General features: G+C 70.2%; 19 protein-coding genes. 6 read left to right on the top strand and 13 right to left on the bottom strand.

The window, feature by feature from the left end; translation table 11 throughout:
- Position 1: 1 nt before the first annotated feature.
- The 3 genes from BLS25_RS13900 to guaB form a co-directional block, all read right to left on the bottom strand.
- Complete coding sequence (locus tag BLS25_RS13900) at positions 2 to 688, bottom strand: TMEM175 family protein (protein WP_056226483.1); 687 nt, start codon at positions 686 to 688, stop codon at positions 2 to 4.
- A gap of 31 nt (positions 689 to 719) precedes the next feature.
- Positions 720 to 2,408 carry an ABC-F family ATP-binding cassette domain-containing protein gene (locus BLS25_RS13895; protein ID WP_074696507.1) on the bottom strand — a complete coding sequence of 563 codons (1,689 nt, stop codon included), beginning with the start codon at positions 2,406 to 2,408 and terminating at the stop codon, positions 720 to 722.
- A 217-nt stretch (positions 2,409 to 2,625) separates the two neighbouring features.
- Positions 2,626 to 4,128, bottom strand: coding sequence for an IMP dehydrogenase (gene guaB / locus BLS25_RS13890; RefSeq protein ID WP_074696505.1), 1,503 nt, complete (start codon positions 4,126 to 4,128; stop codon positions 2,626 to 2,628).
- 346 nt (positions 4,129 to 4,474) lie between these two features.
- Between guaB and BLS25_RS13885 the strand changes: the two genes are divergently transcribed.
- Genes BLS25_RS13885 through BLS25_RS13870 form a run of 4 tightly spaced genes read left to right on the top strand, consistent with a single transcriptional unit; the run spans position 4,475 to position 8,462 of the window.
- On the top strand, positions 4,475 to 5,764 hold the full coding sequence (locus tag BLS25_RS13885) for an ABC transporter permease subunit (RefSeq protein ID WP_081349859.1): 1,290 nt from the start codon (positions 4,475 to 4,477) through the stop codon (positions 5,762 to 5,764).
- 7 nt (positions 5,765 to 5,771) lie between these two features.
- A complete protein-coding gene (locus BLS25_RS13880) occupies positions 5,772 to 6,755 on the top strand; it encodes a branched-chain amino acid ABC transporter permease (protein ID WP_056226471.1) in 984 nt (327 codons plus the stop codon).
- 13 nt (positions 6,756 to 6,768) lie between these two features.
- Positions 6,769 to 7,743, top strand: a complete 975-nt coding sequence (locus BLS25_RS13875; RefSeq protein WP_143017967.1) for an ABC transporter ATP-binding protein — start codon at positions 6,769 to 6,771, stop codon at positions 7,741 to 7,743.
- Positions 7,740 to 8,462 carry an ABC transporter ATP-binding protein gene (locus BLS25_RS13870; protein ID WP_056226465.1) on the top strand — a complete coding sequence of 241 codons (723 nt, stop codon included), beginning with the start codon at positions 7,740 to 7,742 and terminating at the stop codon, positions 8,460 to 8,462. The genes BLS25_RS13875 and BLS25_RS13870 overlap by 4 nt, the downstream gene beginning before the upstream one ends.
- 540 nt (positions 8,463 to 9,002) lie before the next feature.
- Here the strand turns inward: BLS25_RS13870 and BLS25_RS13865 are convergent.
- The 3 genes from BLS25_RS13865 to groES form a co-directional block, all read right to left on the bottom strand.
- A complete protein-coding gene (locus tag BLS25_RS13865) occupies positions 9,003 to 10,352 on the bottom strand; it encodes an ABC transporter substrate-binding protein (protein WP_056226462.1) in 1,350 nt (449 codons plus the stop codon).
- A 167-nt stretch (positions 10,353 to 10,519) separates the two neighbouring features.
- The gene (gene rarD / locus BLS25_RS13860) at positions 10,520 to 11,461 is read right to left on the bottom strand and encodes an EamA family transporter RarD (RefSeq protein WP_056226459.1); all 942 of its coding nucleotides are present in this window, start codon (positions 11,459 to 11,461) and stop codon (positions 10,520 to 10,522) included.
- A 138-nt stretch (positions 11,462 to 11,599) separates the two neighbouring features.
- Entirely contained in the window at positions 11,600 to 11,896 is a 297-nt protein-coding gene (gene groES / locus BLS25_RS13855) for a co-chaperone GroES (protein ID WP_013583903.1), read from the bottom strand.
- A 132-nt stretch (positions 11,897 to 12,028) separates the two neighbouring features.
- Between groES and BLS25_RS13850 the strand changes: the two genes are divergently transcribed.
- Positions 12,029 to 13,216: a THUMP-like domain-containing protein gene (locus BLS25_RS13850; protein WP_074696503.1), complete on the top strand. Its 1,188-nt coding sequence runs from the start codon at positions 12,029 to 12,031 to the stop codon at positions 13,214 to 13,216.
- A 9-nt stretch (positions 13,217 to 13,225) separates the two neighbouring features.
- Here the strand turns inward: BLS25_RS13850 and BLS25_RS13845 are convergent, their stop codons facing one another.
- The 4 genes from BLS25_RS13845 to tsaB are packed head-to-tail and all read right to left on the bottom strand — an operon-like array spanning position 13,226 to position 15,985.
- On the bottom strand, positions 13,226 to 13,690 hold the full coding sequence (locus BLS25_RS13845) for a hypothetical protein (RefSeq protein WP_074696501.1): 465 nt from the start codon (positions 13,688 to 13,690) through the stop codon (positions 13,226 to 13,228).
- On the bottom strand, positions 13,687 to 14,787 hold the full coding sequence (gene tsaD, locus BLS25_RS13840) for a tRNA (adenosine(37)-N6)-threonylcarbamoyltransferase complex transferase subunit TsaD (RefSeq protein ID WP_056228327.1): 1,101 nt from the start codon (positions 14,785 to 14,787) through the stop codon (positions 13,687 to 13,689). The genes BLS25_RS13845 and tsaD overlap by 4 nt, the downstream gene beginning before the upstream one ends.
- Positions 14,787 to 15,353: a ribosomal protein S18-alanine N-acetyltransferase gene (rimI, locus tag BLS25_RS17210; RefSeq protein ID WP_074696499.1), complete on the bottom strand. Its 567-nt coding sequence runs from the start codon at positions 15,351 to 15,353 to the stop codon at positions 14,787 to 14,789. Before rimI ends, tsaD begins: the two co-directional genes overlap by 1 nt.
- Positions 15,353 to 15,985, bottom strand: coding sequence for a tRNA (adenosine(37)-N6)-threonylcarbamoyltransferase complex dimerization subunit type 1 TsaB (gene tsaB / locus BLS25_RS13830; RefSeq protein WP_074696497.1), 633 nt, complete (start codon positions 15,983 to 15,985; stop codon positions 15,353 to 15,355). The genes rimI and tsaB overlap by 1 nt, the downstream gene beginning before the upstream one ends.
- Before the next feature lie 64 nt (positions 15,986 to 16,049).
- Here tsaB and BLS25_RS13825 point away from each other — a divergent pair, with 64 nt between their 5' ends.
- Positions 16,050 to 17,018 carry an alpha/beta fold hydrolase gene (locus tag BLS25_RS13825; protein ID WP_081349857.1) on the top strand — a complete coding sequence of 323 codons (969 nt, stop codon included), beginning with the start codon at positions 16,050 to 16,052 and terminating at the stop codon, positions 17,016 to 17,018.
- Here BLS25_RS13825 and tsaE read toward each other — a convergent pair.
- Genes tsaE through BLS25_RS13810 form a run of 3 tightly spaced genes read right to left on the bottom strand, consistent with a single transcriptional unit; the run spans position 16,996 to position 19,021 of the window.
- Positions 16,996 to 17,499 carry a tRNA (adenosine(37)-N6)-threonylcarbamoyltransferase complex ATPase subunit type 1 TsaE gene (tsaE, locus tag BLS25_RS13820; RefSeq protein ID WP_371129342.1) on the bottom strand — a complete coding sequence of 168 codons (504 nt, stop codon included), beginning with the start codon at positions 17,497 to 17,499 and terminating at the stop codon, positions 16,996 to 16,998. The two genes, BLS25_RS13825 and tsaE, sit on opposite strands and share 23 nt — an antisense overlap.
- A complete protein-coding gene (gene alr, locus BLS25_RS13815; protein WP_056226448.1) occupies positions 17,496 to 18,617 on the bottom strand; it encodes an alanine racemase in 1,122 nt (373 codons plus the stop codon). Before alr ends, tsaE begins: the two co-directional genes overlap by 4 nt.
- Positions 18,614 to 19,021, bottom strand: coding sequence for a holo-ACP synthase (locus BLS25_RS13810; protein ID WP_074696495.1), 408 nt, complete (start codon positions 19,019 to 19,021; stop codon positions 18,614 to 18,616). Before BLS25_RS13810 ends, alr begins: the two co-directional genes overlap by 4 nt.
- Positions 19,022 to 19,065: the final 44 nt, after the last annotated feature.

Here is a 19,065-nt window from a genome sequence, read left to right as displayed (position 1 = left end):
CCTACCCGCGCCCTCCGACATCGCCGTCGGCCGCGTCGGACTCCCCCGCAGACGCAGAGGGAGGCGACAACGGGTCGTCCGATCCCCGCAGGAGTCGCGTGAGAAGGCCGTCGAAGGCGAACAGCAGGAAGCCGATCGAGCCGAGTACCGGGCTCAGCACCATCGCCGCGGCGCTCAGGATGACCGCGCTGAGGCTCGCGCGGCCCAGTCGCCGCGCATCGTCCCGCGTCAGGTCGGCGATCGCGCCCGAGCGCACGGCCCAGGCCCACTGCAGCCACCCCATCACGATCGCGAGGAAGAAGTTCACAGGGAGCAGAACGCGCCCCAGCAGCAGGTCGGAGTGCGAGGTGTCCAACGACGACGTGAAGGGCACGAGCACCACCAGCAGCAGCCGGATGTTGTTGATCCACATGCCGGTGTCGTCGATGCGCACGATCCACTCGAACTGCCGCACGTGGGTCATCCACATCACGCACAGGATGAGGAAGCTGATGACGAACGAGAACAGCGGGTGCGCGAGATCGAGAAGCCCGCGGGCGAGTTCGTCGTCGGTGGTGGGCGAGCCCAGCGACTGGTCGGTGAGCCCCAGCACGAGCAGCGTCGCCGCGATGGCGAAGACGCCGTCGGTGAACGCCTCGGTCCGCCGCGCCGACATCGACGCCGCCGGGTGACTGCGCCGTCGGATCATGCGCACAGCGTAGCCGCGCCCATCCGGCGCGTCACCGCGCCCGCACGACCCGTTTCTCGTCCCACACGGGCTCCGCCGCCTCGTACACCTCCCCGTCCGAGCCGAACACGACGAACCGGTCGAACGACCGCGCGAACCACCGATCGTGCGTGACGGCGAGGACGGTGCCCTCGAACCGCGACAGCGCGTCCTCCAGCGCCTCGGCCGAGGCGAGGTCGAGGTTGTCCGTCGGCTCGTCGAGCAACAGGAGTGTCGTGCCCGAGAGCTCCAGCAGCAGCACCTGGAACCGCGCCTGCTGCCCGCCGCTCAACGTGTCGAACGCCTGCTGGGCCTGCGCGATGAGGCCGTAGCGATCGAGCGCCGAGCTCGCGGCATCCCTCGGCATCCCCGCCCGGTTGTCGTCACCGCGATGAAGCAGGTCCAAGAGGGTTCTCCCGACGAACTCCGGATGCCGATGCGTCTGGGCGAACCACCCGGGGACGACCCGGGCGCCCAGGATGGCGCGACCGGAGTGGGCGACCCGATCGAGCCCGGCGCCCACGGTGGTGACGTGCCCGAGACGCGCGTCGGGGTCGGTGCCTCCGCCGGCGAGAAGACGCAGGAAGTGGGATTTGCCCGACCCGTTCGAGCCGAGCACGGCGACGCGATCGCCGAACCACACCTCGAGGTCGAACGGCTTCATGAGCCCGGACAGCTCGAGCCGCTCCGTCACCACCGCGCGCTTGCCCGTGCGCGCTCCGCGGAGGCGCAGCTGCAGATCCTGCTCGGGCGGGCGCTCCTCGGGCGGTCCGGCCTGCTCGAACTTCGACAGGCGCGTGACCGCCGCCTGGTAGCGCGAGGCGAAGCCGTCGTTGGCGGCCGCGGCCACCTTCATGCGGGCGACCAGCGCGCGCAGCTTCTCGTGCTCCTCGTCCCAGCGGCGACGCAGTTCCTCCAGGCGGGCCATGCGGTCCTCCCGCGCGGCGCCATACGTGCCGAATCCCCCGCCGTGCACCCACGCGGTGCTGCCCGCGGATCCCCTCTCGAGGGTGACGATGCGGTCGGCGGCGCGGGCGAGCAGTTCGCGGTCGTGCGAGACGAGCAGCACGGTCTTGGCCGTGGCTCGCAACTGCTCCTCGAGCCAGCGCTTGCCGGGCACGTCGAGGTAGTTGTCGGGCTCGTCGAGCAGGAGCACGTCGTCGGGTCCGCGCAGCAGGGCCTCCAGGGCGAGCCTCTTCTGCTCGCCGCCCGACAGCGTCGACAGGTCGCGGAACCGCGCCCGCTCGTACGGCAGCCCGAGGGCGGCCGTCGTGCAGGTGTCCCAGACCGTCTCGTGCTCGTATCCGCCCGCGTCGGCGTAGTCGGCGAGCGCCGAGGCATACCGCAGCTGGGTGTCGAGGTCGTCGCGCTCGATGAGGGCGTCCTCGGACGCCTCAAGTTCGATCGCCGCACGCCGGATGCGGGACGGCGAGACGGACACGAGGAGGTCGTGGACGCTCTCTTCGTCGCGCCCGTGCCCGACGAACTGGTCCATCACTCCGAGCGAGCCACCCATCGACACGACACCGCCATGCGCCTTCTCGTCACCGCGGATGATGCGCAGCAGCGTCGTCTTCCCCGCGCCGTTGGGACCGACCAGAGCGGTCGTCACCCCCTCGCCGACGCGGAACGTCACCTCGTCGAGCAGGGGCCTGCCGTCGGGCAGCGTGAACGAGAGGGCGGCGAGGTCGAGGTATCCCATGGCGAATTCCGGGTCGGCCGCTCGTGGCGGCGGAGGCGACGTGCGGATGCCCACGGCAGTCCCCCGTCGGCCCGCGGCTGGCGAGCCGGCCAGCTTATCGGCATCCGGATGCCGTGTCCCCAGCGACCACCCAGGCTTCGGGCGCTACCGCCGAGGAGCCGCGGCGAAACGACGACGGGCCGGGCAATCGCCTGCCCGGCCCGTTCGTGGGGAACGCCTACTTCTTGTAGTTCGGCGCTTCGACGACGATCTGCACGTCGTGCGGGTGCGACTCCTTGAGTCCCGCCGAGGTGATGCGGACGAACTTGCCCTTGGTCTTGAGCTCCTCGACCGTGCGAGCGCCGACGTAGAACATCGACTGACGCAGCCCGCCGATGAGCTGGTAGGCCACGGCCGCCACGGGGCCGCGGTAGGGCACCTGGCCCTCGATGCCCTCGGGGATCAGCTTGTCGTCGCTGGGGACGTCGGCCTGGAAGTAGCGGTCCTTCGAGTACGAGGTCTTCTTGCCGCGCGTCTGCAGCGCACCGAGCGAGCCCATCCCGCGGTACTGCTTGAACTGCTTGCCGCCCTGGAAGACGATCTCGCCCGGCGACTCGTCGGTTCCGGCGAGGAGCGAGCCCAGCATGACGGTGTCGGCGCCCGCCACGAGGGCCTTGGCGATGTCGCCCGAGTACTGCAGGCCGCCGTCGGCGATCACGGGCACGCCCGCGGGGATCGCCGCCTTCGCCGCCTCGTAGATCGCGGTGACCTGCGGCACGCCGACGCCGGCGACGACGCGGGTGGTGCAGATGGAGCCCGGTCCGACGCCGACCTTCACGGCATCCACCCCCGCGTCGATGAGCGCCTGGGCGCCCTCGCGCGTCGCGACGTTGCCGCCGATGACGTCGACGTGGTCGAAGGTGGAGTCGGCCTTCAGGCGACGCACGATGTCGATCACGCCGGCCGACTGCCCGTTCGCGGTGTCGACCACGAGCACGTCGACGCCCGCGTCGCGCAGGGCCTCGGCGCGCTGCCACGCGTCGCCGAAGAAGCCGATCGCCGCGCCCACGCGCAGGCGCCCCTGCTCGTCCTTGGTGGCGAGCGGGTACTTCTCGCTCTTGTCGAAGTCCTTGATGGTGATGAGGCCGGCGAGCTTGCCGTCGTCGTCGACGAGCGGGAGCTTCTCGACGCGGTGCTTGGCGAAGGTCGCGATGACGTCGTTGGCGTGGATGCCGACGTGCCCGGTGATCAGACCGTCCTTGGTCATGACGTCCTTGACCTTGGTGGTCTGACGCTCGAAGCCCGAGACGAAGCGCATGTCGCGGTTGGTGATGATGCCGACCAGCACGCCGTCGGGGTCGACCACCGGCAGACCCGAGATGCGGTACTGCGCGCACATCGCGTCGACCTCGGCCACCGTGGCATCCGGGTTCGTGGTGATGGGGTTCGAGACCATGCCCGACTCGCTGCGCTTGACCTGGTCGACGATGCCGGCCTGGTCCTCGATCGAGAGGTTGCGGTGCACGATGCCGATACCGCCCTGGCGCGCGATCGCGATCGCCATGCGCGCTTCGGTGACGGTGTCCATCGCGCTCGAGAGCAGGGGCGTCGCCACCGTGATGCGGCGGCTCAGACGCGACGACGTGTCGGCCTCGCTCGGGATGACGTCGGTGTGGCCGGGAAGCAGCAACACGTCGTCGTAAGTCAGTCCGATGAATCCGAACGGGTCGTGCTGCTCCATGAATCCTCCTGCGCGCGCGGCGCCTGCTCGAAAAGGGACGTCGTCGGCTGGGGCGCGTGCGAGGCGCTCCGCCTGAAAGTGTAAGCGCCGGAGGGGCGTCTTTTCTTCCCCGCCCGCGCGGTATACCCCACCCTGCGCTCTTCCCTCTACCCCCGTTCCGCATTCTCGACGGCGCCGGAAATGCGCAACGCACAGCGAATCCATCGCATCCAGGTATCGTTCTCGCATCGACTGCTGCGATGGAAACAACGCGGCAATATTCCCGGACTACGGTGTCCGGGCGGCGACGGTCCACGTCGTCGAACGACCAGGAGGTTTCGTGACCACTCGGCAAGCATCCCCACGGATGCCTCGCCGTCGACGCTCGATCTTGACGCTGTTGTCAGGACTCTTCGCTGCCGCCCTGGTGCTCGGGTTCGCCCCGGCATCGACGGCAGCCGTCAACGATGAGGATCTTCCCTATTCGATCACGGTGAACGTGCGCTCCGAAGGTGAGCCCGTCGCTCAAGCGAAGGTGACCGCCACAGACGGTTCCTTCACCGGCGAGGCCACAACGGACGAGCGCGGTCGCGCGACGATCAAGGTCCCCACGAAAGAGGGGGCGTGGACGGTCGACCTCGACCGCAACTCGCTCCCCTCGGGAGTCACCGTCCCCGACGGGCAGGAGTTCGAGCGGCAGGTGCAGTTCGGCAGCTCCAGCACCGTCTCGAGCAACTTCACCCTCGGCGCCGCAGAGCGTCAGACGGTCGGCTTCATGGACCAGCTGCTCTCTCGCACGGTGAACGGCCTGAACTTCGGCCTCATGCTCGCCCTCGCCGCGATCGGCCTCTCCCTCGTGTTCGGCACGACGGGCCTGTCGAACTTCGCGCACGGCGAGATGGTGACCTTCGGCGCCATCGCCGCCCTCTTCCTGAGCGCCGGCACCGGGTGGTCGATCTGGATCGCCATCCCGCTCGCGGTGATCCTCTCGGGGGTCTTCGGACTCGCGATGGATGCCGGGATCTGGCGGCCCCTCCGGCGCAAGGGCCTCGGCATCGTCCAGCTCATGATCGTCTCGATCGGTCTCTCGCTCGCGCTGCGCTATATCTTCCAGATCTTCATCGGTGGTGGCACGCAGCAGCTCCCGGGGGCGTCGAGCGACATCATCCCGGGCCTCGGGTCGATCCGCATCAGCGTCACCGACCTGACCAGCATGGGCATCTCGATCGTCGTCATCGCGGCGTTCGCGTGGTTCCTCACGCGCACGCGACTGGGTCGCGCCACGCGCGCGGTGTCGGACAACCCGTCGCTGGCCGCTGCGAGCGGCATCGACGTCGACAACGTCGTGCGCATGGTCTGGATCCTGTCATCGGCGCTGGCCGGTCTCGCGGGCGTCCTGTGGGCCTACTTCCGCCCCGGCATCCGCTGGGACATGGGTTCCGGCATCCTGCTTCTCATGTTCGCCGCCGTCGTGCTCGGCGGACTCGGTACCGCGTTCGGAGCCCTCATCGGCTCGATCGTGGTCGGCCTCCTCGTCGAGGTGTCCACCCTGTGGATCCCCTCCGACATGAAGTATGTGGGCGCCCTCGTCGTGCTCATCGTCATCCTCCTCTTCCGGCCGCAGGGCATCCTCGGCCGCCGAGAGCGAATCGGGTAGGTAAACCATGGACTTCCTGCAGATCCTCTCGAACACGGCCTCGCAGATCCTCGCGCCGGCCACGTTCGGTTACGCCCTCGCCGCCATCGGCCTGTCGATGCACTTCGGCTTCGCCGGCCTCCTCAACATGGGCGTCGCCGGCTTCATGGCCATCGGCGCGTACGGCTTCGCGATCTCGATCCTGACGTTCGGTCTCGCGTGGCCGATCGCGGCCCTGATCGGTTTCGCCGCCGCCGTCGTGTTCGCGCTCATCATGGGCATCCCGACGCTGCGACTGCGAGGCGACTACCTCGCCATCGTCACGATCGCGGCCGCCGAGATCCTCCGTCTGGTGTTCCTGACCTCGACCTTCCGCGGCGTCACGGGCTCGGCCGACGGTCTGTTCAACTTCCAGTCCGGCTGGCGCGGCGAGAACAACCCGCTCCCCGCGGGCGACTACGGCTTCGGCCCGTGGACCTACAACGCCAACCGGTGGTACGTCATCATCCTCGGCCTGCTCGCCGTCGTGGTCGCCGTGCTCCTGGTCTGGATGCTCATGCGCAGCCCCTGGGGTCGTGTCATCCGCGGCATCCGAGAGGACGAGGACGCCGTGCGCGCGCTCGGCAAGAACGTCTTCGCCTTCAAGATGCAGGCGCTCGTCATCGGTGGCGTGATCATCGCGGCGGGCGGCATCATCACCGCGATGGACACGAACGTGAACCCGAACGTGTACGTCACGTCGCAGACGTTCTTCGTCTACACGGCGTTGCTCCTCGGTGGGGCCGCGACGATCTTCGGCCCGGTGCTCGGCGCGGTGCTGTTCTGGGTCGTGCGCGCGTTCCTGTCGAACCTGCTGCCGGCGCTGTCCTCGATCGGACTGCTGCCGTTCCTCACCGCCGACCAGTCCCAGATGCTCGTCTTCGTCATCGTCGGCGTCGCGCTCATGCTGCTCGTGATCTTCCGCCCCCAGGGAATCCTGGGCAGCAAGAAGGAGATGACCTTTGTCCGATGAGTCCACGCCGGTCGTGCCCAGCGCTCCCGCGCAACGGGTGAAGGCGACCGGACTGCACAAGGGCGAGATCGCCCCCGGCGTCGCCAAAGTCGATCCGATCATCGTCGCCGACAACGTCCGTCGCGACTTCGGCGGCAACACCGCCGTCGACGTGAAGCACCTCGAGATCCCGCGCAACGCCATCACGGCGCTGATCGGGCCCAACGGTGCGGGCAAGACGACGCTGTTCAACCTGCTCACCGGTTTCGACAAGCCCAACAGCGGCCAGTGGTCGTTCGACGGTCGCAACCTCGCCGGTATCCCCGCGTTCAAGGCGGCCCGGATGGGCCAGGTCCGTACGTTCCAGCTCACCAAGGCGCTGGGCCTTCTGACCGTGCTCGAGAACATGAAGCTGGGCGCCACGAAGCAGAAGGGCGAGAGCCTGCTCTCGAGCATCCTCCCCTTCGTCTGGCGCAAGCAGGAGACCGCCAACGACGAGAAGGCGCGCGATCTGCTGAAGCGGTTCAAGCTCGACTCCAAGGAGACGGACTTCGCCGCGTCGCTCTCGGGCGGTCAGCGCAAGCTCCTCGAGATGGCGCGAGCGCTCATGAGCGACCCGACGCTGGTCATGCTCGACGAGCCGATGGCCGGGGTCAACCCGGCGCTGACGCAGTCGCTGCTCGACCACATCCTCGACCTGAAGGATCTCGGGATGACCGTGCTCTTCGTCGAGCACGACATGCACATGGTCCGCCACATCGCCGACTGGGTCGTGGTGATGGCCGAGGGCAAGATCGTCGCCGAGGGACCGCCCGACACCGTCATGAAGGACCAGGCCGTGATCGACGCCTACCTCGGAGCCCATCAGGACGTCGACCTCGGCGTCGTCACGGGTCGCCACGAGGGGACGGTCGATTCGGCCGCCGCCGCCGAGCTGCTCGAGACCGCTCAGCAGGTCGACGCCGCGATCGACAACGAGTCGTCGCACGAGAAGGAGGACGGTCGATGACCGCCAACGTTGTCGAGCTCCGCGACGTTCACGCCGGCTACCTGCCGGGCGTGAACATCCTCAACGGCGCCAACCTCACCGCCGCTCCCGGCGAGCTGATCGGCATCATCGGCCCCAACGGCGCCGGCAAGTCCACGATGCTCAAGGCGATCTTCGGTCAGGTGAAGGTGCGCTCGGGCTCGGTCCTGCTGCAGGGCGAGGAGATCACGGGGCTGCGGGCGAACAAGCTCGTCGCGAAGGGCGTCGGGTTCGTCCCCCAGACGAACAACGTCTTCCCGAGCCTCACGATCGCCGAGAACCTGCAGATGGGTCTCTACCAGCGGCCGAAGGGGTTCAACGAGCGCGTCGACTTCGTCACGAGCATCTTCCCCGACCTCGCCAAGCGCCTGAAGCAGCGGGCGGGATCGCTGTCGGGCGGTGAGCGCCAGATGGTCGCCATGGGCCGCGCGCTCATGATGGACCCGAAGGTGCTGCTGCTCGACGAGCCGTCGGCCGGTCTCTCTCCCGTCCGTCAGGACGAGGCGTTCATCCGCGTCTCCGAGATCAACAAGGCCGGCGTGACCTGCATCATGGTGGAGCAGAACGCCCGCCGCTGCCTGCAGATCTGCGACCGCGGCTACGTGCTCGACCAGGGCCGTGACGCCTACACGGGCACGGGCCGCGAGCTCATGGACGACCCGGCCGTGATCGGTCTGTACCTGGGCACGCTCGGCACCTGAGCCGCGCTCCCGCCGGAAGGCCCGAGCCCCCTGGGGCTCGGGCCTTCTTCGTTCGGTGAGGCTGCGCTCCCCCGCCCCTGCCGACGAGCAGCGCACCCGTGCACCCGATGCGGCCGCGGGCTCCGCCATCCGCTTCCGTCGACGAGCCGACTCGCGCATCCGCCCGTCGCGCGGTGAACCCGGCCACCCGCCCCGCCGAAGAGCGGCGCGCTCGTCCGTCCGTCGCGGCCTCGGGCTCCGGCATCCCTCCCCCGCCCGTCCGACTCGACACCGGCGTCGAGCCCGCGGAACCCGGATCGCGCCGTCCGCGTCCTACGACCCCCGTCGGTGACCGATCCGGGAAGCCCCGACGCCCTACCGATGGGCGCGTCCCTCGTCCGCGGGTCCTTTCCGGATGCCGCGACGTCCCGCCCCCGTTCCGCCCCTCGCCCGCGGGTCCGCTGCAGACCCCACCCACGCCCGGGAACGGCCCTCGGCGCCGCTGCGCGCACGACAAGAGGCCCCGGGACCGAAGTCCCGGGGCCTCTCAGAGGGAACCGATCAACCGGCGCGGAGCCAGCTGTAGTTGTTGTCGTCGCCGTACTCGAAGACACCGATGGTGGCCTGCGTCGGGTCGCCCACGTCGTTGAACGTGATCGGGCCCGAGACGCCGTCGTAGTCGGCTTCGCCGCCGCCGACGATGATGTCGGCGCACTGGGCGTAGCTGGTGCACTTCGTGCCGTTGCCCGAACCGCCCGAGACCGCCTGCATGTTCGCGGCCACGTCGGGACCGGCCGCCGAGCCCGCCTTCAGCGCCGCGAGGGCGAGGAGGACGACCGAGTCGTACGACTCGGGGGCGTAGGTGTAGTCCTCGAGCTTGGCGTTGCCCTTACCCGTCCAGAACGAATCCAGCGTGCTGCGGAAGGTCGCCGTCGAGTCGGGGTCGACGCTGGGGTACGTGCCCTTGGCACCGGTGAGGGTGCCGTTGGGGAACTGCGTGCCGAAGTTCTTCAGGTTGCCGTCGACGAAGAACAGCTTGTCCTTCGCGAAGCTGGCCGTCAGGTCGGGGATGATCGTCGAGACCTCGTCGAACGTGATCAGGGCGATCGCGTCGGGCTTCTGGGCCAGGACGTCCTCGATCTGCGCCGAGAAGTTCGTGTCACCGGTGTTGTAGAGGCTGGTGGCCACGACGGATCCGCCCGCGCCCTCGAACGCCTTCTTGGTGAAGCACGCGAGGCCGGTGCCGTACGAGTCGTTCAGCACGATCATGCCGAGGGTCTCGTTGCCCTCGGAGGCGATCAGGTTGCCGAGAACCTCGCCCTGGAGCACGTCCGAGGGAGCAGTCCGCCAGTACAGGCCCTTGTCGTTGTAGCCCGTGAAGGCCGCCGAGGTGTTGGCCGGCGAGATCTGAACGGCGTTGGCCGCGATGACCTGGTCGATGAACTGCAGCGAGGTGCCCGACGACGCCGCACCCACGATGGCCGTGGCACCGGCGCCGAGCAGGCGCGGGATCTCGGTCTCGTAGGCCTTGTTGTCGGTGTCACCCGAGTCGCCCTGGATGAGGTTGATGTTGACGCCCTTATTGGCGGCGTTGATGTCGGATGCCGCGAGCTCGGTGCCCGCGATCTCGGGCGGGCCGAGGAAGGCGAGGTTACCCGTGACGGGCAGGGCCGTACCGATGTTGTACGTGAGGTCCTTGGCGGGGCCGGTCGAGGTCGACGAGTACTCGGGCGTGTACGAGGCGGGTTCGGCGGCGTTGCAGTCGATCGGGAAGTCGCCCCCACCGGCGGCGTTGCCGGAGTCGGACGGAGTGCTGGTGCCGGTACAACCGGCGAGGACGAGCGCGGTGACGCCGACCACGGCGAAGCCGCCGATGATCTTCGCCGCACGCGAACGGGAGAGGACACTCATATGGGTGCTCCTTGGTGAGGTGGAACCGCGCGGATAACCCGCTCGGATTGTGACAAACCTAATGGCGCACTTGTAGCCGTGATGTTGCAATGTGTTAACGGTCGATTACGCGACCTAATCGTTACTTTCGCGCGGCAATTGCGGGCCGAGAAACGAAGGAAAAGGCGTCACACGGGCTCGACGACATCGACCGGAGCCCGCCGATGACGACGCGAAGCGACGACGGAGTCGACGCTGAGGATCGCGAGAGCCGCCCAGACGAGGGCGAAACCGACCCAGCGCTCCACCGTCATGGGCTCGTGCAGCACCCACACCCCGATCGCGAACTGGATGATCGGCGCGACGAACTGCAGCAGGCCGATGACGGTGAGAGGCACGCGTCGCGCACCCGAGGCGAACAGCAGCAGGGGGACGGCCGTGACGGCCCCCGCCGAGAGGAGGAGAACCGTGTGCAGCGTTCCCGCCGTGCCCAGGGTGATCCCCGTGAGGTTCGCGACGAACACCAATTGGATGGCGGCGACCGGCAGGAGCCAGAGCGATTCGAGGGTGAGCCCGCTGACGGCATCCACCGCCGGCCCGATCTGCTTCTTCACGAGACCGTAGAAGCCGAACGAGAAGGCGAGGGTCAGCGCGATCCAGGGGAACGCGCCGTAGCCGATGACGATCACCGCGACCGCGACGACGGCGAGGCCGATGGCGATCCACGGCACGAGGCGAAGCCGCTCGCGCAGCACGATGACTCCGAGCAGCACGGTCACGATCGGGTTGATGAAGTAGCCCAGGCTCGTCTCGATGACCCGATCGGTCAGCGCGCCGAACAGATAGGTCTGCCAGTTCACGTAGATGAGCACGCCGGCCACCGCGGTGAGCCCCATCAGACGCGGCTGGCGCACGATCGCGAGGAACGGCCGCCACATGCGCAGCACCGTCAACAGCAGCAGGCAGAAGACGAACGCGAGGATGATCCGCCAGGCCACGACCTCGAACGGGCCGGTGGGCTTGAGCTGCAGGAAGTAGATCGGCAGGACGCCCCACAACAGGTAGGCGCCGAGGGCGTACAGCGCACCGCGGGTGCTCCCACCGGTCGGAGCGGAGGGAGCGGAGGTCACCGATCCAGCCTAGGGCTCCGCTCGCGCGTCGGGCCGCCGACCATCGCGCCTTTCCTGCCAGAGGGAGCCGATGAGCGCCGGGGACGACGAAGGCCCCGGATGCCGTGGCATCCGGGGCCTTCGAACGATCTCACTCGATCAGCGGACGACGACCGCCAGGACGTCGCGAGCCGAGAGCACGAGGTACTCCTCGGCGCCGAACTTGACCTCGGTGCCGCCGTACTTGCTGTAGAGCACGCGGTCGCCGACGGCGACGTCGAGGGGGACACGGTTGCCGTTGTCGTCGATGCGGCCGGGGCCGACGGCGACGACTTCGCCCTCCTGCGGCTTCTCCTTGGCGGTGTCGGGGATGACGAGACCACTCGCAGTGGTCTGCTCAGCCTCGACCTGCTTGATGACGATGCGGTCCTCGAGCGGCTTGATGGAAACCGACACGGTCTACCTCTTCTTTCTCGTTACAGAAGACTTGTCAGCACTCACGCGGGGAGAGTGCTAATTCGAGTGTAGAGAAGCGCTGGCACTCACGCAACGCGAGTGCCAGCAACGACCCGCGCCTAGGCTGAATCGGTGGACACCACCGAGCTGACCGCCCTGCTCACACCCGAGGGCCTGCGCCTCCTCGACGAGGTGGGCGCCCTCGACTCGACCGACGAGGTCGCCCGAGCCGTGTCGCGCCTGCGAGCCGCCGGGCACTCCCCCGATCTCGTCTCGGCCGTCGTCGGGCAAGCGCGCCTCCGCGTCCGTGCGGCCGCGAAGTTCGGCCCCTTCGCCGAGCGGATGCTCTTCACGAAGGCCGGCCTCGAACAGGCCACGCGCCTGTCCATCGCCGCCCGACACGCGGGTCGCTTTCGCGCCGCGGGGATCGACCGCGTGACCGACCTCGGCTGCGGGATCGGCGGGGACGCCCTCGGGATGGCGGGTCTCGGCGTCCGGGTGCACGCCGTCGACGCCGACGAGGTGACCGCCGCGATCGCCGCCTACAACCTCGCCCCCTTCGGCGACGCGGCCACGGTGCAGCACGCGCGGGCCGAGGACGTCGACCTGAGCGGGACGGATGCCGTCTGGCTCGATCCCGCGCGCCGCACCGCGGGGCACGCCGAGACGCGACAGGTGTCGTCCGCCGAGTGGTCGCCGTCTCTCGAGTGGGTCTTCGAGCTGCTGAAGACGAAGCCGGGTGGGGTGAAGCTCGGGCCGGGATTCGACCGCACGCAGATCCCCGACGACGTCGAGGCGCAGTGGATCAGCGCCGACGGCTCGACCATCGAACTCGTCCTCTGGGCCGGATCCCTCGCCCGTGCGGGCGTGCGACGCGCCGCACTCGTGGTGCGGGGCGCAGACGCCTGGGAGCTCACCGCCCCGGCCGACAGCGCCGATGTCGCGGACCGCGAACTCGGCGCGTTCGTCCACGAGCCCGACGGCGCCGTCATCCGCGCACGGCTCATCGGCGAGGTCGGACGAGCCCTGGATGCCGGCATGCTCGCGCCCGGCATCGCGTACCTGACCTCCGACGCGGCGTTGACGAGCCCGTTCGTGTCGTCGTTCCGCGTGCGCGAGCAGCTGCCGTCCGACCCGAAGAAACTCGCTCAGGCCCTCCGCACCCGGGGCATCGGCACGCTGGAGATCAAGAAGCGCGGTGTCGATGTGGATCCGGCGGTGCTCCGCAAGAAGCTCGCGCTTCGCGGGGACGCGTCCGCCACGCTCATCCTCACGCGCGTGGGGTCGAAGCGGCTCGCCCTCCTGGCCGACCGCGTCTGACGACCCGGGTCACCCGACCGAGAGCTGCGAGAAACCCCAGATCAACCATCCGACGCTGAACGCGATCGACACCACCGCGAGAGCGAGAGCCCAGACGGCGACCCGTCGGCTGTCGTGCGCCCGGCGGAGGGAGACGCTCGCGAGGATCGCCCCGACGACACCGATCGGCACCAGCCACCCGGTGAACAGCGCCGCCGCGAGGGCGATGATCGCCACCCCCAGGGCCCAGGGCGCGACGGACGGCGGCTTCGGCGGAACGGGCGGCGCGTACGGGATCAGATGATCGCCGAACGCGGCCATCTCGAGTTGAGCGGTCGGCAGGCGACCGTCGTCATCGTCACCCGCGTCGGGGGTCGTCATCTCGGAACCCGCCGCCCGGACGTCGGCGGGCAGAGGTGGCACGGGAGGCAGCTCGACCGCGGGGGCGACGTCCTCCTTGCGGGCCCGACGCGTGGGCGGTGGCACCTCGGTCACGGGGTGGCTCCCGCGCGCGGCGCCGGGGTCTCGGCATCCGGATCCTCCGCCACCTGGATCTCGGTGACGGGGAGCGTCGAATCGGCCCCGAAGGCGAGGGTCGAGGGGCGACGGCCCGACGAGATGAGCTCCGCCGCGAGCGCAGCGATCATCGCGCCGTTGTCGGTGCACAGCCGCAGCGGCGGGATGCGCACGGCGACCCCGGCGGCCGCCGCACGCTCGAGAGCGACATCGCGCAGGCGCTTGTTGGCGATCACGCCACCGCCGAGCAGCAGACGCGGCACGCCGTGCCGCGCGCACGCGTCGAGGGCCTTCGTCACGAGCACATCGACGACGGCCTCGCGGAACGACGCGGCGACATCGGCGACCGGAACGGGCTCCCCCGCGGCCTCGTGCTGCTCGACCCAGCGCGCCACGGCTGTCTTCAGCCCCGAGAACGAGAAGTCGTAGCGGTGGGATGCCATGTCGGAGGCGCGGGAGAGGCCGCGCGGGAAGCGGATCGCCGTCGGGTCGCCCTCGGCCGCGGCACGATCGATCTCGGGGCCACCGGGGTACGGGAGCTTGAGCAGGCGGGCGACTTTGTCGAACGCCTCGCCGGCCGCGTCGTCCATCGTCTCGCCGAGGAGCTCGACGTCGCTCGTCAGGTCGCGCACCAGCAGGAGCGAGGTGTGCCCGCCGCTGACGAGCAGGGCGACGGTCGGGTACTCCAGCTCCCCCGCGTCGGCGTCGAGGATGTCGGCGGCGATGTGCCCGACGAGGTGGTTGACGGCGTACAGCGGCTTGTCGAGGGCGACCGCGAGCCCCTTGGCGGCCCCCACGCCGACCATCAGGGCACCCGCCAGGCCCGGCCCGCTCGTCACCGCCACGGCGTCGAGATCCGCGAGGGTCACACCGGCCTCGGCGAGGGCCGCGTCGATCGAGGGCTGCAGAGCCTCGAGGTGGGCGCGCGCGGCGACCTCGGGCACGACCCCGCCGTAGCGGGCGTGCTCGTCCATGCTCGAGGCGATCGTGTTGCTGAGCAGCTGTCGACCGCGCACGATCCCGATACCGGTCTCGTCGCAACTGGTCTCGATGCCGAGCACGAGAGGCGCGTTCATCAGCACCAGCCCTTTCCGGTGGTGGTCGGGGAGGACTGCGCCTCCGCGCCCTCGACGGGCGGAGAGCTCTCGGTCGAGGCGGATGCGGGGGCCGTCGGCTCCGCCCGCCGGGCGACCCAGCCGCGCAGGTTCAGCTGCATGACGATCGCGTCGACGTCGTCGGGTTGGTAGTAGCGGGGGCGACGCCCCACCTCGGCGAACCCCTCCGAGAGGTACAGCTTCTGTGCGACGGAATTGTCGGCGCGCACCTCGAGGAACACGTCGTGGACCCCGCGGCGCGCGGCCTCGTCGAGCAGAGCGGTCAGCAGGGCTCGGCCCCGCCCCCGACCCCGCGCGGCCTTGGAGATCGTGATGGTCTGGATGTCGGCATCCCGAGCCCCGTGCACAGCGCGCAGACCCGCGTAGCCGAGGACCCGCCCTGCCTCTTCGGCGACGACGTACCAGCCGTGCGGCGACGCGAGCTCCTCGCGCATCATCGCCGGGCTCCACGCGTCGGTCGGGAACGAGGCGTGCTCGAGCGCCATGATCCCGTCGAGGTCGGCGACGGTGGCGGTCCGCGTCGCCATCAGGTCACCCGCTTCGGCGCGTGGGCGGCGACGACGTCGGGGCTGCGCAGGTACAGGGGCTCCGAGTTCGCGAGCGTGCGGCCGGCGTCGAGGGCTCGCGCCGCGGCGAGCGCGATCATCGCGGCCGACACGATCGTGGCATCGTACCGACGCGCACCGGCCGCATCGAGCCGGGCGTCGAGGTCGTCACGGGGGCTCAGCTGCGCACCGGAGACCCGAACGGGAAGACCGTCGTCGTCGATGCCCTCGTAGACGCTGTAGGCGAACTCCTTGCGGCGTGCATCGGTGACGACGGCGAACCGACCGGTATCGCCGCCCGTCAACGCGTCGGAGAGGAGGACGCCGAGGGCGACGCCGTCGTGGCTCGGCACGGGCACGACCGGCACCCCGCGCCCGAGGGCGTAGACGCGGGCCGTGGCGATGCCCACCCGCAGCCCGGTGAAGGGTCCGGGGCCCATGCCGATAGCGACGTGCGTGGGGGCGGGCGCTCCGGCGGTCGCGCGGACCAGCAGATCGCCGATCACCTCCGCGTGGCCGAGGGGATTTCCGCTCTGCTCGTCGGCGAGCACTTCCCCGTCGCGGGCGATCGCGGCGACGGCGGTGCCGAGCGAGGTGTCGATGCCGAGAATCACGGTTCCAGGGTATCCGCCCCGTCTCCACGGCATCCGACCGCGCCCTCCGCTCCGAAGAAAGGGCATGGATGCCGACGACCTCGCGCTGCGGCGCGTCGTGGTCCCCACCGGGGTGGGGCCGCTGGTGGTGCACGCCGGCCGCCGGTCGGGCAGCCCCGTGGCGACGATCCTGGTGCACGGCGCCGCGGGGTCGTGGCGCACCTGGGGTGCCCTGATCGCGGCATCCGACGGGCTCCGGCTCCCCCTGTCGGACATCGTCGCGATCGACCTGCCCGGCTGGGGCGAGACGCCCGGGCCCGTGCCGGAGCCGGCCGAGATCGCCGTGGCGGTCGCCGCGGCCGCTCGCGCGCTCGGCTACCCGCGTTGGCGCGTGGTCGGGCATTCCCTCGGCGGAGTGATCGCTCTCGACGTCGCCGCCCGCTTCCCGCGCGCGACCGTCGCGGTCGGGGTCGTGTCACCGAGCGGAGCGGGAGCGCGGGCCATCGCGCGGCACCCCGTCCGCAGCGCCGCCCGGCTGCCCTGGCTCGCGGGGATGGTGCTCGCGATGCGGGTGCTGCGCGGACTCGGCCCCCTCGCCCGCCCGTTGCTGCGCCTGCTGCGTCGTACCGGCGCGTTGCGTCGTCTTGCGCGACCGCTGTTCCGGCACCCCGAGCGTGTGAGTCGGTCGGTGACCGACGACCTCGCCGAAGAGATCCGCCCGTCGGCCTTCCTCGCCGCGGCGCACCTCTCGACCGGCCACGACGACGGCGTCTGGCGTCGGATCACCTGTCCGGTGCGATCGGTGCGGGGCGCGCACGACGTGTTCGTCGCCGAGCGCGACGCTCGGGAATGGGGGCGCCTCATGAACGATTACGACGATCGCGTCCTCGACGACAGCGGGCACTTCGCCCACGTCGAGCAGCCGGTCGAGACGCTCCGGGCCCTGCGCGAGGTGTGGGCGGCGGACCGCGCTCCGGCTCCCCGCGGAGGATCCGGGCGCCCCCGCTCATCCATCGCGCGGCGCTCGAACCTCACGGGCGACGCGAGATCGTGACCCGGCGCGGGGCATCGGCGTCGAGTTCGACGGTGTGCACCGCGATCTCGCCGCACGCGTTGTCGACGCCTCGGCCCCCGACCTGACGATCGATCTCGATCTCCCACCACGAGTCGGCGAGGTATTCGGCGACACCGCGACCCCACTCGACGATCACCGCCGACCCCGCGACGTCGATATCGAGGTCGTCGAGCTCAACGGCGGCTCCGAGCCGGTACGCGTCCACGTGCACCAGCGGCGTCCCGCCGACCAGGGACGGGTGAGTGCGGGCGATCACGAAGGTGGGGCTCTGAACGGGACCCCGGATGCCGAGACCCTCGCCGATACCTCGGGTCAGGGTCGTCTTTCCGGCGCCGAGGGGGCCGGTCATCACGATCACGTCACCCGGCTCGAGAGCGCGGCCGATGCTCCGTCCGAGCTCCTCCATGTCGCCCGGGCCCTCGACGATCCTCTCGCCCAGCACACTGTCGGGAACGCTCACGCGCGGACCTCCCGTCGGGGCACGCGCGCTCCCACGCGCGTGACGATCTCGTAATCGATGGTGCCGGCGGCATCCGCCCAGTCCCGTGCGGCGGGGACGCCCAGCGTCGGATCGCCGAAGAGCACCACCTCGTCGCCCACCGCGACCGGGTGATCACCCACGTCGACGACGAACTGGTCCATCGCGATCCGACCCGCCACCGTGAAACGGCGACCGTTGATCGACACCGGCCCGCGCCCCGAGGCCTGCCGGGGCACGCCGTCGGCGTAGCCGAGCGGCACCAGGGCGAGCGTCGTCTCGCGCTCCGTGCGGTGGTCGTAGCCGTACGAGACGCCCGTGCCCGCGGGCACGCGCCGCACCGCCGCGACCGCGCCGCGCAGCGTCATCGCGGGGCGCAGCCCCAGGTCGGCGGACGAGCGGTCGTCGAAGGGCGAGATGCCGTACAGGCCGATGCCGATGCGCACGCACCCCAGGCGGGTCTCGGGGAGGGCGATGGCGGCGTTCGTGGCCGCGAGATGACGCAGCGGGGGGTTCAGCCCCACCGAGGCCGCGAGCACCACGCCCTCCTCGAACCGCGCGAGGGCGGCACGATCGTCGTCGACACTCGTGTTCGACAGGTGCGAGAACAGACCGACGACCCGGAGCCGCCCGATGCGTTCGAGTCGCGCGGCCTCCGAGAACACCGTGCGCCAGTCCGCCGGGGCGATGCCGTTGCGCGACAGCCCCGTCTCGATCTTCAGGTGCACGGCGGCGGGGCGCTCACCGTGGGCCGCGTCGGCCGCGCGCAGAAGCTGGTCGATGTCGGAGATCCCCAGTTCGACCTCCTCGCGCACGGCCTCGACGAAAGAGGCCCCCGGCGCGTGCAGCCAGGCGAACAGGGGCGCCGTGATGCCCGCGCGACGCAGCGCCAACGCCTCGTCGATGTCGGACACGCCGATGCGCGTCGCTCCCCCGCGCAGAGCAGCGGCGGCGGCGCGATACGCCCCGTGCCCGTAGCCGGCGGCCTTGACCACCGCGATGATCTCGGACCCCGTCAGGGCGCGCAGGTGGCGCACGTTCTCGGTGATCGCGTCGACGTCGATGACGGCTTCTCGCAGCACTCCCGGTTGCATCGTCATGCGCGGTCCTCTCGGAGGGGCGGGATTCGGGATGCCGCTGACTCGGCGCCGACACGCGCCTCGGCGATGACGTACGCCGTCGCCAGGCCCGCATCGTGCGACATCGACAGGTGCAGGGCGGTGATGCCCCGCGCGGCGACCGTCGCGGCGGTCTCTCCGCTGAGCGAGAAGACGGGGCGTCCGGACGCCTCAGAGGTGACCTCGATGTCGATCCAGTGCACGCCGTCCGACCCGCCGAGCGCCTTGATCAAGGCCTCTTTCGCGGCGTACCGGGCAGCCAGGGAACGGGGCTTCAGCACGCGCTCCGATGCCGAGAACAGACGAGGGAGCAGCCGGGGCGTCCGCTCCAGGTGCTCCTCGAACCGCGGCACGTCGACGAGGTCGACGCCGATACCGACGATCATGCGCCCTCCCCTCCTGGCATCCCTCTATTCTGCCGGTGCCCACC

It is taken from the genome of Microbacterium testaceum StLB037, from assembly GCF_900104345.1.
Lineage (GTDB): Bacteria > Actinomycetota > Actinomycetes > Actinomycetales > Microbacteriaceae > Microbacterium > Microbacterium testaceum_A.
This window is presented reverse-complemented; position numbering and strand designations above follow the sequence as displayed.